Source organism: Mesorhizobium sp. 1B3 (assembly GCF_050958605.1).
In the GTDB taxonomy this organism is placed as follows: Bacteria; Pseudomonadota; Alphaproteobacteria; order Rhizobiales; family Rhizobiaceae.
In genome coordinates this window covers 760,175-775,614 of the sequence record NZ_JBJHDO010000002.1, presented here as the reverse complement: position 1 = coordinate 775,614, position 15,440 = coordinate 760,175, and the positions used below count along the sequence as shown (strand labels likewise).

Genomic DNA, 15,440 nt, shown 5'->3' with positions numbered 1-15,440 from the left:
TGCGTCAAACAAATAGATAGAGCGTTTTCGCGTTTCGAAGAAAAACGGAAAAGCTCTAGACCGCCTGTCCGAGGACATGGAGGCGCAATGCGACATGGACTTCCAAGGTCTTGGAGGGATCGCCCCAGTCCGGATTGATCTGCGAGATCGTGTCCAGGCGCTGTCGCATCGTGTTGACATGGATGCCCAGCATCTCGGCTGCCTTCTGGACGCTTCGTCCCGTATCCAGGTATGTAAGGAGCGTGATGCAGAGTTGGCTCTTGCGCTTCTCGTCCTGCTCCACGAGCGGACCGATCGCACTGCGCAGGAACGAGGCGATCGCATCCTCACCCTTGTTCTGGAACAAGAGCCCATAGATCGAAAGGCTCCGTTCAAAGGTCACCCGGCCCTGTTGATTGAGGCCGCGGATCAGGCTGAGGCATCGACGCAGCCCTTCGTATTCAGCGGGCACCTTGTCGAAGCTGGCCACCGGATCGGAGATCACGATCGTGAACCGCTGACCGAAGGCTTCCTCGAGCTTTTCGGATATGCGCTTCGCCAGCCGCTCAGGGTCGGACGTATTCGTGACGATGGCAAGATCGCCGTTGAATTCGGCGGAAATCGTGTCCCGACCAGCAAGCGTGGAGCGCAGCGCCGAGGAAGCCTGCGCCGAGGTTATGGAAAGCAGTTCCACCAGGATCACGGTCACCGGCCATGACAGGCTGATGCCCGGCGGCAGCCGCCGGGCGCTTTCGGGCGAGAATGGATCGGTGATTCCGCGCAACAGCGCCGAAACCGTATCCACGACGTTGCGATGGGCGATCTGGGCGATGCGATCGAGCGACAAAAGCACGATGCCGGTCGCGATTGCGCTGCGCTCCACCGTCCGAGTTTCCGGCGGCGAGAGCGGCCGACTGCGCGTGAAGACGAGCGCCCCCAACCGCGCCGAGCCACCGATGACCGCGGCAACCAGGATAGTCTTGCCGTCCGCTGTCATCAGCGCGACGGAGCGGCCCAGGCGGTCGCTTTCCCGCACGGCCTTCGCGAGTTCGTCGTCGGTCAGCGAATCGGGAACGCTGCCGGAGATGAGCGTCCTGCTCTCATCGATGACGCCGGCCTGCCCCTTGAGGAGGTTGGAGACGCGGTTGACGAGATCGTCGAGCGTGCCGCCGCGAGCGATCAGTTCGGTGAGCTGCTCGTGCGCCACTGCGGCCTGCTCGATATCGTCCGCCTTGGCCCTCAAGGCCGAGTTTGCGTCCTTGGCCAGGAGGAGCGCACGCTGCGCCTCTTCGAGGAGCCTTGCGTTGTCGATGGCAAGGGCAGCGAAAGTGCCGAGCGACGAAAGAACGGCCATCTCTTGCGGCGTGTAGGACCGGACGTAACGATCGCCAACGAAGAGCACGCCCATGACATAGGCTTCGAGTTCGAGGGGAATGCCGAGAATGGAGACGATGCCCTCGCCGCTGATCGCTCGGTCGATGCCCATGTCGTGGTCGAAATTGCGGTCGGCGGAGTAGTTGTTCGAGTAGAAGGGGCGGCGTGTCCGGGCTACGCTCCCGCAGACGCCGATATTGCGCGGAACGCGGATGCGACCGAAATCCCGGGACATGACGCCTTCCGTCACGCGCACATAGAAGTCGCCGTGTTCCTCGTCCGCGGCCGACAGATAGGCGATGTCGCTGCCGACGAGCTGTCGGGCGCGCCGCACGATCGCCTGCAGGATCTGGTCGGTATCGCGAAGCGCCGACAGGTCTCGCGCCGTCTCATAGAGCGCAGAGAGCTCGACCTCGCGCTTGCGTTTCAGTTCGAAATTCTCCCGCAGCCGTAGCGCGGTGGCCATGGCGTCGCCCATGGAATCCGCTGCTGCCTCGTCGCGCGCCATGCCCTTTGCCGCGTTGGCCAGCTGTTCGAAGCTGGAGAGCGGCGCATTGCCGTCGAGGAGCTCCAGCAGACGCCGGTAGTAGACCGCGGTCTCCAGGCTTCCGTTCGCCTTGTGACCGATCGGCACGACATCGGCTTGGCGCGACATGGATTCTCCTACACTGGCAGCCCAGCATCGTGTTCTGACCCTGGCCGGACTGACACAGTTGCGTCCCCGCGGGAATGTAATAATGACACATAAATTCGCGCAACTCATGTGATGGCGCAACATCTGTAGGAGGCAAGCATCCGGTTATGTGTCGCCTCAAAGGGAGGCGTGAGATGCCGGACAGCGTGCGTATCGTCGAAGTGGGGCCACGGGACGGTCTCCAGAACGAGAAGGTCGCTGTATCCGCCGCGACAAAGCTCGAACTGATCGCACGCCTGGCCGATGCCGGGCTTACCGCGATCGAGGTTGGGAGCTTCGTCTCGCCTAAGCGTGTTCCGCAGATGGCCGATACCGACCAGGTTGTCAGACATTTGTCGCTGGACGGAGCTATCCGCTACCCCGTCCTGGTGCCCAACCAGCAGGGCATGACGGCCGCGCTCGCCGCCGGCGTCAGGGAAATCGCCGTCTTCGCTTCGGCTTCCGAGACATTCTCGCACAAGAACATCAACTGCTCGATCGCCGACAGCATCGAGCGGTTCCGCCCGGTCGTCGACATGGCGAAGGCCGAGGACATCGCCGTGCGCGGCTATGTCTCCTGCGTGCTCGGCTGTCCATACGAAGGGGCGGTCGCGGTCGATTCCGTCGTTTCGGTCTCGCGCAGGCTTGCGGACCTCGGCTGCTACGAGATCTCGCTGGGCGACACGGTCGGCATAGGCACACCGCGGCAGGCGCAGGCAGTCGTGCGTGCAGTCTCCGGCGAACTCGACGTCGCCATGCTGGCCGCTCATTTCCACGACACGCGCGGCCAGGCTCTGGCGAATATCCTCGCCTGTCTCGAGGAAGGGATCTCGGTCATCGACAGCGCCGTGGCCGGGCTCGGCGGCTGCCCCTATGCGCCGGGTGCAGCCGGGAACGTCTCGACCGAAGACCTTCTCTTCATGCTGCACGGAATGGGAATAAGCACCGGCGTCGATCTCGACCGGGTTGTCGCGGCTGGCAATTTCATCGCGGCGGCCCTCGGCAGGCCATCGGGTTCGAAGGTGGCGCAGTCGATGGGCGCTGATCCGGCGTCTCGCGCCCTGTGTGCCTGACCCACACCACCACACGAAGCGATATGGCAAAGGCACACTGCCAGCGTCACGACGATCGCGAGAAATTTCCCGAGGAGCGACAGAATGACCGAACAAGCTGCAGCATCCGAGACCGACAACGGCTCCGGCCCGCTTAGCGGCGTAACCGTGCTCGACATCACGCGCGTGGTGGCGGGGCCGTTCTGCTCGATGCTGCTCGCCGAACTCGGCGCGACCGTCATCAAGGTCGAGCACCCGGATGATCCGGACTATGCCCGCACCTTCCCGCCGATGGTGTCGAATGACGACGAGGAGTTCAGCGCCTTCTTCGCCCAGTTCAACCGCAACAAGCTGGGCATAACGCTCAACATGAAGACCGATGAGGGCAAGGCGCTGCTGCGCAAGCTCGTGCGCCGGGCGGACGTGTTGGTCGAGAACTTCCGGCCGGGCACGATGGACAAGCTCGGCGTTGGATACGATGTCCTCCGGAACGAGAACCCGCGCCTCGTCTACACCTGCATCAGCGGCTTCGGGCGGACGGGGCCGAACGCCTCGCGCCCGGCCTATGATAATACCGGCCAGGCAGCCGGCGGCCTATGGTCGATGAATGGCTATGCGGACCGGCCGCCGGTGCGCGTCGGCACCATCATCGGCGACCTCGCGGCCTCTCTCTATGCCGCGATCGGCACGCTCGCAGCGCTTCGCAAGGTCGAGCGCGGTGGCGAAGGCCAGGTGGTCGACATCTCGCAGCAGGACTCGGTCCTGACGCTGACTGAGAACGCCGTCGTCCGCTACACGACGAAGGGCGAAGTGGCCTCGCCGCTGGGCAACGACCATCCCTTCGTGCGTCCCTACGGCTCGTTCCCCTGTAAGGACGGCTATGTTTTCTTCGGCGGCTACACGGACAAATTCTGGAAAATCACCTGCGAGATGTTCGGCGAGCCGGAGATCGCCAGCGATCCAGAGATCGACACGATGGAGAAGCGTTTCGATCCGCAGGTGGCGGAACGTCGGGTGAAGCCGATCCTGGCGCGCTGGTTCGGCCAGTATACCAAGGCGGAGCTCGAGGAAATGGCAGGCGATCGCGTACCGCTCAGCGCCATCAAGACCATCGCCGAGGTGGTGGAGGATCCTCACATCGCCGCGCGCGAGATGATCGTGAATGTACCGGTGGCGGGCAAGCTGGTGCGCATGTTCGGGTTTCCCATCAAGCTTTCCCAGGCGACGAGCCATGCCCATGTCAAGGCGCCCGATCCGGGCGAGCACAATGCAGATATCTATATGCGCCTCGCGGACCTGTCCGCCGAAGAGGTCGCCAGCCTGGCCGAGCGGGGAGTGATCTGAGATGGCGATCGACCTGCAGCGTTCCGGCCATGTGGCAACGATCCGCATTAGCCGCCCCGAGAAGTTGAATGCGCTGTCGCTGGCGATGTACGAGGACCTCGGCAAGGCCTTCGTCGAGGTCCGCGACGACGATTCCGTGCGAGCAGTCGTGCTGACCGGTGCCGGCCAGCGCGCCTTCTGCGTCGGCGCGGACCTGATGGAATCCATCCCGGCCCTCGCCAGCGACCGCTTCGATATCAGCGCCTGGGACCCTGCGCATCTGAAGGGGCTCGACTTCTACAAGCCGATCGTCTGCGCGGTGCGCGGCCTGTGCATCGGCGGCGGTTTCGAGATCATGCTGGCAACCGACATCCGCATCGCCTCGACCGACGCGGTGTTCCAACTGCCCGAGCCTTCGCACGGTTTCGTGCCGGCCGGCGGCACGCTGGTCAGGCTGGTGCGCCAGATCGGCTATGCGCATGCGATGGAGATCCTGCTCTCGGCACGCCGCTTCGGCCCGGAGGAAATGCGCGCAAAGGGCGTGGTCAACCAGGTCGTCCCGCCCGACAAGGTCGAGGCCGTGGCCCATGACATCGCCTCTCATATCGCGACGCTCAGCCCGGTCGCCATCCAGACGATCAAGGAAGCCGTGCTGAGGCTGCAGGACCTGCCGCTTGAGGAGGCCTTCGCGCAGGAGGCGCGGCTCGGCCAGCGCACCTTCACGAGCACCGACGCCAAGCGCGGACTGCAGGCCTTTGCCGACCGCGCGGCCGGTGCGGGCTCCAGCAGGAATAACCCCGCGGCGTGATAACCGCGGGCCTTCCCGCGGCGGTTTGGCGGCAGGCTCATCTTTGCGCCGGCTCGCGAACCCGGACGGTCATGCCGGACTATTCGCACCGCCGGACTCGGAAGGCGATTTGTCGAAGACAGACATTGCTGGTCCCGACGAGTGTATGTCCGAGACATTGAACGCCGGAGCACTGCGTACCTAAGCTCTCGGCACACCGATCGGCGGCATCCAAGCGGGCTCGTCAGAACGGAAGAGGGAGGAGCAAATGAACAAGGCTGGAAGACTGGCGCGACTCTGTTTCCTGGCTGCCACGGCGTCGGCCTTGGCAGCAACGGCCGCGATGGCACAGGAAGGTCGGCTCAGCGACGACGTGCTGCGCATCGGCCTGATCGAGGACATGTCCGGGGTCTATGCCGACATCACCGGCAAGGGCGCGGTGACGGCCGCCGAGATGGCGGTGCAGGAGTTCGGCGGGAAGGTTCTGGGCAAGCCTGTCGAGGTGCTTTCGGCCGACCACCAGAACAAGCCGGACATCGCCGCGGCGATCGCACGAAAGTGGTTCGACGAGGACAAGCTCGATGCCGTGCTCGACGTGGCCTCCTCGTCGCCGGCGCTCGCCGTGCTCGAGATCGCCAAGCAAAAGGAAAAGATAATCACACTGAGCTCGCCGGGCTCGCTTCGCATCACGAACGAGGTGTGCGGCCCCTATGTCGTCCACTGGGCCTATGACAGCTACGCGATCGCCCACGGCACAGGCCAAGCGTTGGTCGGCGCTGGCTTCGACAGCTGGTACTTCGTCACCGCCGATTATGCCTTCGGCCACAGCCTGGAGAAGGACACCAGCGACGTCGTGACGGCGCATGGCGGCAAGGTGCTCGGCAACACGCGGCTTCCAGTCGGTACAAGCGATTTCGGCTCCGCTCTGCTCAGCGCGCAGTCCTCGGGTGCCAAGGTGGTGGCGCTGGCCAATGCCGGGTCGGACACGATCAACTCGATCAAGCAGGCGGCGCAGTTCGGCCTCACCCAGGCCGGCCAGAAGCTTGCGACGCTCGCAGGCTTCATCAACGATGTCCACGGGCTCGGCCTGCAGGAGGCGCAAGGCCTCACCGTCACCGAGGCGTCCTACTGGGACATGAACGACGAGACCCGCGCTTGGTCGAAGAAGTTCTTCGACAAGGTGGGTGCGATGCCGAACATGCTGCAGACCGGTACCTATTCCTCGGTGCTGCACTACCTGCGAGCGGTCGAGGCGGCCGGCACCGACGAGACCGAGGCGGTGATGGCCAAGATGCGCGAGATGCCCGTCGAGGACATCTTCTACAAGGGCACGATCCGCCAGGACGGCCGGATGGTGCACGACATGTACCTGTTCGAGGTCAAGAAGCCCGACGAGTCCAAGGCCCCCTGGGACTACTACAAGCTGATCTCGAAAATTGACGCGGACAAGGCCTTCCAGCCGCTCGAAAAGTCCACGTGCTCACTGGTGACCAAGAAATAAGCGGTCGGGGAACCGCAGCGCGGCGGGATACGGCAGACGCACGCATCTCGCCGGCATCCCATCAAAAAGGAGAAATGAAATGAATCGGCGGGAATTCAATTTGATGCTGGCGGCCACTCTCGGCTCGACGGCTTTCATGGGAAAATCGGCAATCGGCCAGGAGGCGGGCGAGACTCTGACCGCGATCATCCAGCCGGAGCCGCCGATCCTCAATCTGGGAATCAACCAGCAGACGCCGACCGGCGTCGTCGGCGGCAAGATGTACGAAGGCCTGCTGTCCTACGCCCGCGATCTCACCCCGCAGCCGCTGCTCGCCGATTCCTGGGATATTTCCGAGGACGGCCTGACCTACACGTTCAAGCTCGTCCAGAACGCGAAGTGGCACGACGGCCAGCCTTTCACTTCGGCGGACGTGCTCTTTTCCTGCAAGTCGCTGCTGCCGGAGACGCATCCGCGCGCCCGCGCCGTCTTCGAACGCTGCGAGAGCATCGAGGCGCCGGACGACCACACCGTCGTCTTTAAGCTGAAGTCGCCTTTCCCGGCCTTCATCATGGCCTTCGAGACCGCCTCGGCGCCGATTCTGCCGCGCCATCAGCTCGAGGGGAAGGACTACCGCAAGGAAGGCGCCGAATTGCCGCCGATCGGCACCGGCCCGTTCCGCCTCAAGGAATGGGTGAAGGGCTCGCACATCCACCTGACCGCGGTCGAGGACTATTACCGCCCGGACCAGCCGAAGCTGAAGGAGATCTTCTACCGCGTGATTCCGGATGCGGCCTCGCGCGCCGTCTCGCTCGAGCAGGGCGAGGCGCAGCTCGCGCAGTGGCAAGACATCGAGCCCTTCGACGTCGAGCGCCTGTCGGCGCTAGAGCATCTCGATATGACGACAGAGGGCTATGAGTACTTCTCGCCGATGGTGTGGATCGAGCTCAACTGTTGCCGGCCCCCGATGAACGACAAACGCTTCCGTCAGGCGCTGATGCATCTGATCGACCGCGATTTCGTGCGCGACCGCATCTTCTTCGGCCTCGCCAACGCGGCGACCGGCCCGATCTCGTCCTCGATGCGCTTCTACGACGCGAACGTGAAGACCTACGAGCACTCGGTCGAGAAGGCGTCCGCGCTGCTCGACGAGATGGGCCTGAAGCCGGGCGCCGACGGCGTGCGCGTCAGCTTGAAGTTCACGATGGTGCCGGCAGGAGAGGTCTGGACCCGCATCGCCGAATATGTCCGTCAGTCCTTCGGCGCGGCAGGGATCAATGTCGAGCTGCAGAGCAACGATCTCGCCGGCTGGGTCTCGGCCGTCAGCAACGGCGACTTCGACATCAGCGGCAACCAGCTCTACCAGAACGGCGACCCGGCGCTGGGCGTGGCCCGCACCTACATCTCGTCCAACATCCGCAAGGGCGTGATGTTCTCCAACACCGCCGGCTATTCCAACCCCAAGGTGGACGAGCTCTTCGAGGCGGCCGCCGTGGAACTCGACCAGGCGAAGCGCCAGGCCCTCTATACGGAGGTCCAGCAGCTGCTGGTCGAGGAAATGCCGGTGCTGTGGCTCTGCGAGCAGAAGTACCCGACGATCTACGACAACCGGCTGAAGGATGTCGTGACCTCGTCGACAGGCGTCAACGCCAATTTCGGCACGACGCACTTCGCAGCCTGAGTGAGCCTCAAATGCGCCGGCGCCTATGGCGCCGGCGCTTCGTTCGCAAAGTGGCCTTGGGCCGGACCGATGACTGCAAGCGGCCGGCGGCCGCAACCAAGGAAGTATAGAACCGACATGACTTCGTATTTCGACGACGCCGAGATTGCCGTTCTGCAGGCGTGGCGCCACAAGCTGCACCAGTTTCCGGAAATCTCGGGCGAAGAGGTCGAGACCGCGCGCGAGGTGGTCGCCTTCCTGGCCGACACCAATCCCGACAAAGTCGTCACGGAGCTTGGCGGTCACGGCGTGGCGTTGGTCTATGGTGGCGCCGAGGCGGGGCCGACCGTGATGCTGCGCTGCGAGCTCGATGCGCTGCAGATCCATGAAATCTCGGACCTCCCATACCGCTCGCGCATCGACGGCAAGGCGCATATGTGCGGCCATGACGGCCACATGACCATGATGGCGGCCGTCGCCCGACACCTCGCCAGCAACAGGCCCACGCGCGGACGCGCCATCCTGCTTTTCCAACCTGCTGAGGAGACGGCCCACGGCGCCGAAGCCGTGCTCGCCGATCCGAAGTTCGGCGAAATCACGCCGGACCATTCCTTCGCGATCCACAACATGCCCGGACTGCCGCTCGCCCATGTCGCGGTGGCCGCCGGACAGATCACCTGCGCCTCGATGGGCCTGCGCGTCGAACTCACCGGTAAGACCGCGCATGCGTCCATGCCCGAGTCCGGCGTTTCGCCGGCAAACGCGGTCGCGCGCATCATCTCGGGGCTGGAGAAGTTCCAGACCGGCGAGGTCGTCGCACAAGGTTTTCAGCGCGTGACTCTGACCAGCGTCCAAATGGGCAAGCCAGTCTTTGGCATCACGCCGGGATCGGCGGAGATCCGCATGACGCTCCGACGGCCAGAGAGCGACAGAATGCCGGCGCTGCTCGAAGACGTGCTGTCCATGATCTGCGCGATCGCCGCGGAGGAAGGCCTGGGCCTGACGCATTCGACGCACAACTTCTTCCGCGCCTGCATCAACGATCCCGAAGCCGCCGCGGCCTTCGAGGCTGCCGCGGAGCGGATGGATTTGGCGCGCGTGACGGACTACGTGCCGATCCGTGGCGCGGAAGACTTCGGCCTCTTCGGCTCGTGCTCGAAGTCGGCGCTGCTCTTCATCGGCTCGGGGATGGACAAGCCGATGGTCCACAATCCCGACTACGATTTCCCCGACGAGTTGATCCCTGTCGGCGCCGGGCTTTTCCTCGGCGTCCTCGACCAGTTGCTGGGATTCGTGCAGCCGGCCGAACGCTAGAGCAATTCCAGGAAAAGTGGGAACAGGTTTTCCGTCCGGAATTGCGTAAAAACAAACAGATAGAGCATTTTCGTGATTCGAAGAAAAACGGAAATGCTCTAGTCACGAAACCCGCAGCAAGCTGATGTCGATCATTACCCGCCTTTCGGCAAAGATCGTCGGGATCGTGTTCACGATCCTCGTCATTGCCACGATCAACTTCATCCTCATCCACGCGACGCCGGGCGATCCGGCGCTGGTCATCGCGGGCCAGTCGGGCGCCGCGGACCCGAAATTCATCGCCGACATCCGTGCCGCCTATGGTCTCGACCAGCCGTTCCTGGTGCAGCTAGGCACTTATATCGGCAAGGTCCTGCAGTTCGACCTCGGCTATTCCTATCGGCAGCGCGCCGACGTCAGCACTCTCATCCTCGAGCGGCTGGGCCCTACCCTTCTGCTGACGCTCTCGGCCTTTTTCGTCTCGCTGATCGGCGGGGTCCTGTTCGGCGCCTTCGCCGGCAAGCGGCAGGGCACGTGGTCGGACCTCGCGATCTCGCTGGTCTCGCTGCTGCTCTATGCGACGCCGGTCTTCTGGCTCGGCCTCATGCTGGTGCTGATCTTCTCGATCCAGCTCGGCTGGCTGCCGGCCTTCGGCTATGCCAGCGTCCGCGCCTCGAGCTTCGAAGCGCTCGACTATGCCCTCGACGTCGCGCGCCACCTGATCCTGCCGGTGCTCACCCTGGCCGCGATCTACATGGCCGTCTACACCCGCCTCATGCGCTCCTCGCTTATCGAGGTCTCGCACGAGGACCATGTGCGCACTGCGAGAGCCAAGGGTCTGAACGAGCGTCAGATCCTGTCCCATCACATGCTGCGCAACGCCGCAGTGCCGGTGGTGACCTTCGCCGGCATGCAGGCAGGCGCGCTGATCGGCGGCGCGGTGGTCGTGGAGACGGTGTTCTCCTGGCCTGGCCTCGGGCGCCTTACCTACGATGCCGTGACGGCCCGCGACTATCCCGTCCTCCTCGGCCTCTTCCTCATCATGTCGGTCCTGGTCATCGCGACCAACCTTTTGACCGACTTCCTGCATCGGCTGATCGATCCCCGCGTCAAGGGCCGATAGGAGAACTGCAATGCGTGAATTCCTGCGCACCTTCTTGAGGCGCCCAGCAGGCATCGTCGGGCTCCTGCTCCTGACGCTGGTCTGCCTTCTTGCGATCCTGGCGCCGCTGCTCTACCCGGCCTCTCCCTGGGACATGGCCGGCGCCCCGTTCAGCCGGCCGGGCGAAGGCGGCATGCTGCTCGGCAGCGACACGCTCGGGCGCGACGTCGCGGCCGGCATCGCCCACGGAGCCCGGGTTTCCATTCTGATCGGCCTGGCATCGACGCTGACCGCGCTCTTTATCGGCGTTACGCTCGGATGCATCGCCGGCTATGCCGGCGGCGTGATCGACGGGACGATCGTTCGCTTCACCGAGATCTTCCAGACCATCCCGAGCTTCGTGCTGGCGATCCTCTTCGTTGCCATCCTGACGCCCTCGATCGGCACGATCATCCTGGCGATCGGGCTGGTAAGCTGGCCGCCCTTGTCGCGCCTCACCCGCGCGCAGGTGAAGACGGTGTCGCAACGCGAGTTCGTGCAGGCAGCGCGCTGCCAGGGCCAGTCGACGCTTTCGATCGTGCTGCGCCACGTCCTGCCCAACGCGGTATCGCCCATCATCGTGGCCGGCTCGCTGACGGTCGCGGCGGCGATCCTGATCGAGGCCGCACTTTCTTTCATGGGGCTCGGCGATCCGAACTTCATGAGCTGGGGTTATATGATCGGCGCCGGCCGCACCGTCATCCGTCAGGCCTGGTGGATGAGCGTCTTTCCCGGCATCGCTATCCTGCTCACGGTGGTCGCGATCAACCTCGTCGGCGAAGCCCTGAACGATACCCTCAATCCCAGGATTTCCCGAGCATGACCACGCCTCTGCTAGCCATCGAGAGCCTCGTTCTCGGCCTGCCCGAGGGCGCGGACCGCACGCGTGCCGTGGACGGGATCAGCGTGAACGTCGACCGCAACGAGATCGTCTGCCTGGTGGGAGAGAGTGGCTCGGGCAAATCGATGACCGCGCATGCGATCCTCGGTCTCCTCCCTTCGAAGGTGAAGGCGCTTCAGGGCGCGATCAGGTTCGGCGATCGCGATCTCCTGCAGCTTTCGCCGCGCGAGATGCGCGCGTTGCGCGGCCGCCGTATCGCCATGATCTTCCAGGAGCCGCTGACCGCGCTCAACCCGCTGGCCAAGGTCGGTCATCAGGTCGCCGAGGCGATCCGCATCCATGGCCGCTCGGAGGGCGACGTCGACGCGCGCGTCGTCGAGCTGTTCGGCCAGGTCGGCTTACCCGATCCGGCCTCGATCGTCTCGGCCTATCCGTTTCAGCTGTCGGGCGGCCAACGCCAGCGGGTGATGATCGCGATGGCGCTCGCCAACGATCCGGAACTGCTGATCGCCGACGAGCCGACGACGGCCCTAGATGTCACCACGCAGCGGCAGATCCTCGACCTGATCCTCAGCCTCCAGCAGAAGCGCGACATGGGCGTACTCTTCATCACGCATGACATCGGCGTCGTCGCCGATATCGCCGATCGCGTCGTCGTGCTGCGTCACGGCAAGGTGGTGGAACAGGGGCCGGCGGATGCGGTCCTCCACGCGCCGCAGACCGAATACACCCGCGATCTGCTGGACGCCGTCCCCGGTCGCGGCGCCATCCGCTCGAGCCGCGACGAAAACGCGCCGCTGCTCGACATCAAGGGGTTGCAGAAGGTCTTCGTCACGCGCCAGAACTTCTTCTCCAAGCCCCGTCGGGTCGTCGCCGCCGAAGGGCTCGACCTTGTCCTCAAGCGCGGCGAGACTCTTGCCGTCGTGGGCGAGAGCGGCTCGGGCAAGTCGACGCTGGCGCGCATGGTGCTGCGCCTGATCGAGCCGGACGACGGCGTGATCACCTTCGACGGAGCCTCGGTCCGCGGGATGAAGGGCGAGCCGCTGCGCCAATTCCGGCGCAGGATGCAGATCGTGTTCCAGGATCCGTATGCCTCGCTCGACCCGCGCCTCAAGATCGGCGAGAGCATCGTGCGCGGGCCGATGGCCTTCGGCGCCTCCCGTGCCGAGGCCACAGCCACGGCCACGCGCTGGCTGGAGAAGGTGGGGCTCGGCGCGCAGGCACTGAACCGGTTTCCGCACGAATTCTCCGGCGGCCAGCGGCAGCGCATTTGCATTGCCCGCGCTCTCGCTCTCGATCCGGTCTGCCTGATCGCCGACGAGGCGGTCTCGGCGCTCGACGTGTCGGTGCAGGCGCAGGTGCTCAAGCTTCTGTCGGATTTGAAATCCGAGATGGGGCTGAGCATGCTCTTCATCACCCACGACCTGCGGGTGGCGCGGGAGATCGCCGACCGCATTGTGGTGATGCAGAGCGGCAGGATCGTCGAGCAGGCGCCCGCCGCCGATCTCTTCGACAAACCCCGGGCCGACTATACGAGGCGGCTGCTCGCCGCGGTTCCCGGCCGTGATTTCTTCGAGCGCCGGGCGCTGGCGGGCGCTGCCCTCTAGGGTAACGAAAAGAAAGCAGGAAAGGCCGACGACCATGGATAACCGCACCCGCGCCTTCATCGAGAAATCCACGCTGCTCTTCATTGCATCGCGCAATGAGCGGGGCTCGATGGACGTCTCGCCGCGCGGCGGCCAGCCTTCGGTGTTGAGGCTGCGCGAAGACGGGGCCCTGCTGCTGCCCGACTATGTCGGCAACAAGCGGCTGGACACGATCGGCAACGTGCTGACCGATCCGGACGTTGTGCTCGTCCTGCTCAACCGGCGTCGCGACGAATATCTGCGCATCTCCGCCCGTGCGACCGTGTCGCGCAGCGAGGACGACATCGCGGCTTTTCCCGCCGACGAGAACCGGCCGCTGAGCGTCATCGTGCTTGAGCCGAACAGGATGGAGTTCGTGTCGAGCAAGGCCTTCGATGGAAGCGGCTTCTGGGTCGACCCGGCCGGCCGGAAGCCGACGCTCGACGTGCTCGACATCTATGCCAGGGATATCAAATGGCAGACGGAAGGCGGGCGGCAGCCCGTTCTCTATGACGCCGACGCCGAGGGCCGCCTCGGCGAAGCCGGCCTGCGCGCGTTCTACGGTACGCCCAGCCCGCTTGTGCAGAAGAAAGCCTACGAAACGGCCGGCCCGGGCTTCATGGGCTTCATCGACGACGCCCGCTTCATCGTCTTCGCGCATGAGAGCAAGTCGGGCGAAATCCTTGTCGATCTCTTGGGGGGATCGCCGCTGCGGCGCGACCCGGGCACGAATGCGCAATCGCTGCTGCTCGAGCTCGGACACGAAAGCCCGACCATATCCGACATGCCGCATTCGGCCGAGTTCGCGATCCTGGCGATGGAGCCCGGACGCTGCGACAACATCCGCATCAATGGCACCTATCGCGAGATCGTTGCTACGCCGGAAGGACGGCGCCAGCTCAGCATACGGCCTGAGGAGATCTACTTCCACTGTTCGGCTGCGCTGACGCGATCGCGGATATGGATGGATTCGCGCCCCGCCGCCTGGGCCGGAAGACGCAGCTTCACCTGCGTGGGGCGCCGGCAGGAAAGCCCCGACGTGGTCTCCTTCGTTTTCAAACCGCGCGACCGCGCACCCATTGGAGACGCCGCGCCCGGCCAGTTCGTCACGATCTCGCTGCCGCATGACGATCAGACGATGCCGCGGCGGCGCTGCTATTCGATCTCAGCCGTCCCCGACGCCCACACCTTGCGCATCTCCGTTCGGCGCGTCGGCGATGGCGGGGTGTCGGCGCTGCTTCACGACAAGGTCGCCGTCGGCGACGAAGTCTTCCTCGGACCGCCGGGCGGACATTTCGTGCTCGACAGCGCGCCGCTTCGCCCAGTCGTGCTCGTCAGTGCCGGCGTCGGCATCACGCCGCTGCTGCCGATGGCCGAGCATCTGGCGCGCGAGGAAGCCGGACGGGAGATCTGGTTTGCTCATGCCGCGCGCAACGCCAGACATCACCTGTTCGAGGCTGAGGCGCGGCGTTTCGCCGAGGCCAATCCCGGGATCAGGCTGCTCACCGCCTATTCCCAGCCGGAGCCGGGCGACGCCTGCCACCACGAGGGCCGCCTGGATGCAGCAGCGCTCGCCAGGCACGTGCCCGTCACTCAAGCCGATTTCTACATCTGCGGCCCGGCCGCGTTCATGTCCTCCCTGAGCCAGGGGCTGATCGACTTAGGCGCCGCGCCCGAGAGCATCCGCATCGAGGCATTCGAGCAGAAGGGCGGAGGCGGTTTCGCCCTGGCGGAGACGCTCGCCGGCCGTCCGCCCTGCACGGTGACCTTCGCCCGCTCTGACAAGCAAGCGACGTGGAAGCCGGAATGCGGATCGTTGCTCGACCTCGCGCTGGCGAACGACATCGAGGTCCAGTATTCCTGCCGCAGCGGCGAATGCCAGTCCTGTACCCAGAAGGTCGTCAGCGGCGGCGTGACCTATCCGTCAGGCGAGGAGCCGCTGATCGCCCGCGGCCAAGTGCTACTCTGCCAAGCGATTCCGCGCGGCGACATCGTCCTCGACTGCTGATAGGGTACGCGGTCTCCACCTCCATGACGTGTTGAAGGTGCTGCCCAAAAATGCATGGCGGCCCAGGCACGAGGCTCTCTTTGGCACAACGAGGACTCGAGCTCTCCGCAATCGATGTCTGCTCTTGTGAAACAGCAGGGGGCATCATGAGCGCAGGCGTTCTACTCCTATGGTCAGGAAAGGAGGTCATCAACTCAGCTGGGG

At 64.7% G+C, this 15,440-nt stretch carries 11 protein-coding genes; 10 read left to right on the top strand and 1 reads right to left on the bottom strand.

Features of this window, described 5'->3' with window-relative positions; genetic code table 11:
• Window positions 1-55 precede the first annotated feature (55 nt).
• The gene (locus ACCO56_RS08645) at window positions 56-2,008 is read right to left on the bottom strand and encodes a helix-turn-helix domain-containing protein (RefSeq protein ID WP_433639603.1); all 1,953 of its coding nucleotides are present in this window, start codon (window positions 2,006-2,008) and stop codon (window positions 56-58) included.
• A gap of 173 nt (window positions 2,009-2,181) precedes the next feature.
• Between ACCO56_RS08645 and ACCO56_RS08640 the strand changes: the two genes are divergently transcribed.
• The 10 genes from ACCO56_RS08640 (at window position 2,182) to ACCO56_RS08595 (ending at window position 15,236) form a co-directional block, all read left to right on the top strand.
• On the top strand, window positions 2,182-3,099 hold the full coding sequence (locus ACCO56_RS08640) for a hydroxymethylglutaryl-CoA lyase (RefSeq protein WP_433639600.1): 918 nt from the start codon (window positions 2,182-2,184) through the stop codon (window positions 3,097-3,099).
• An 84-nt stretch (window positions 3,100-3,183) separates the two neighbouring features.
• Window positions 3,184-4,422 (top strand): CaiB/BaiF CoA transferase family protein, encoded by a 1,239-nt coding sequence (locus tag ACCO56_RS08635; RefSeq protein WP_433639598.1) that lies wholly within the window; start codon window positions 3,184-3,186, stop codon window positions 4,420-4,422.
• Between the two features lies 1 nt (window position 4,423).
• Entirely contained in the window at window positions 4,424-5,209 is a 786-nt protein-coding gene (locus tag ACCO56_RS08630) for an enoyl-CoA hydratase/isomerase family protein (RefSeq protein ID WP_433639597.1), read from the top strand.
• Window positions 5,210-5,456: 247 nt separating this feature from the next.
• Window positions 5,457-6,689 carry an ABC transporter substrate-binding protein gene (locus ACCO56_RS08625; protein ID WP_433639595.1) on the top strand — a complete coding sequence of 411 codons (1,233 nt, stop codon included), beginning with the start codon at window positions 5,457-5,459 and terminating at the stop codon, window positions 6,687-6,689.
• A 79-nt stretch (window positions 6,690-6,768) separates the two neighbouring features.
• Window positions 6,769-8,349, top strand: a complete 1,581-nt coding sequence (locus ACCO56_RS08620) for an ABC transporter substrate-binding protein (protein WP_433639594.1) — start codon at window positions 6,769-6,771, stop codon at window positions 8,347-8,349.
• Window positions 8,350-8,466: 117 nt separating this feature from the next.
• Window positions 8,467-9,642: an amidohydrolase gene (locus ACCO56_RS08615; RefSeq protein WP_433639592.1), complete on the top strand. Its 1,176-nt coding sequence runs from the start codon at window positions 8,467-8,469 to the stop codon at window positions 9,640-9,642.
• Window positions 9,643-9,766: 124 nt separating this feature from the next.
• A complete protein-coding gene (locus tag ACCO56_RS08610) occupies window positions 9,767-10,744 on the top strand; it encodes an ABC transporter permease (protein ID WP_433639590.1) in 978 nt (325 codons plus the stop codon).
• Between the two features lie 10 nt (window positions 10,745-10,754).
• On the top strand, window positions 10,755-11,585 hold the full coding sequence (locus tag ACCO56_RS08605; RefSeq protein ID WP_433639588.1) for an ABC transporter permease: 831 nt from the start codon (window positions 10,755-10,757) through the stop codon (window positions 11,583-11,585).
• Entirely contained in the window at window positions 11,582-13,210 is a 1,629-nt protein-coding gene (locus ACCO56_RS08600) for an ABC transporter ATP-binding protein (protein ID WP_433639586.1), read from the top strand. The genes ACCO56_RS08605 and ACCO56_RS08600 overlap by 4 nt, the downstream gene beginning before the upstream one ends.
• 34 nt (window positions 13,211-13,244) lie before the next feature.
• Window positions 13,245-15,236 (top strand): pyridoxamine 5'-phosphate oxidase family protein, encoded by a 1,992-nt coding sequence (locus ACCO56_RS08595; RefSeq protein WP_433639583.1) that lies wholly within the window; start codon window positions 13,245-13,247, stop codon window positions 15,234-15,236.
• Window positions 15,237-15,440: the final 204 nt, after the last annotated feature.

Bases quoted from the DNA above. Each gene is read 5' to 3' on its own strand.
- ACCO56_RS08625 (WP_433639595.1), top strand. From the start codon at position 5,457: ATGAACAAGGCTGGAAGACTGGCGCGACTCTGTTTCCTGGCTGCCACG.
- ACCO56_RS08635 (WP_433639598.1), top strand. From the start codon at position 3,184: ATGACCGAACAAGCTGCAGCATCCGAGACCGACAACGGCTCCGGCCCG.
- ACCO56_RS08605 (WP_433639588.1), top strand. From the start codon at position 10,755: ATGCGTGAATTCCTGCGCACCTTCTTGAGGCGCCCAGCAGGCATCGTC.
- ACCO56_RS08620 (WP_433639594.1), top strand. From the start codon at position 6,769: ATGAATCGGCGGGAATTCAATTTGATGCTGGCGGCCACTCTCGGCTCG.
- ACCO56_RS08595 (WP_433639583.1), top strand. From the start codon at position 13,245: ATGGATAACCGCACCCGCGCCTTCATCGAGAAATCCACGCTGCTCTTC.
- ACCO56_RS08610 (WP_433639590.1), top strand. From the start codon at position 9,767: ATGTCGATCATTACCCGCCTTTCGGCAAAGATCGTCGGGATCGTGTTC.
- ACCO56_RS08600 (WP_433639586.1), top strand. From the start codon at position 11,582: ATGACCACGCCTCTGCTAGCCATCGAGAGCCTCGTTCTCGGCCTGCCC.
- ACCO56_RS08615 (WP_433639592.1), top strand. From the start codon at position 8,467: ATGACTTCGTATTTCGACGACGCCGAGATTGCCGTTCTGCAGGCGTGG.
- ACCO56_RS08630 (WP_433639597.1), top strand. From the start codon at position 4,424: ATGGCGATCGACCTGCAGCGTTCCGGCCATGTGGCAACGATCCGCATT.
- ACCO56_RS08645 (WP_433639603.1), bottom strand. From the start codon at position 2,008: ATGTCGCGCCAAGCCGATGTCGTGCCGATCGGTCACAAGGCGAACGGA.
- ACCO56_RS08640 (WP_433639600.1), top strand. From the start codon at position 2,182: ATGCCGGACAGCGTGCGTATCGTCGAAGTGGGGCCACGGGACGGTCTC.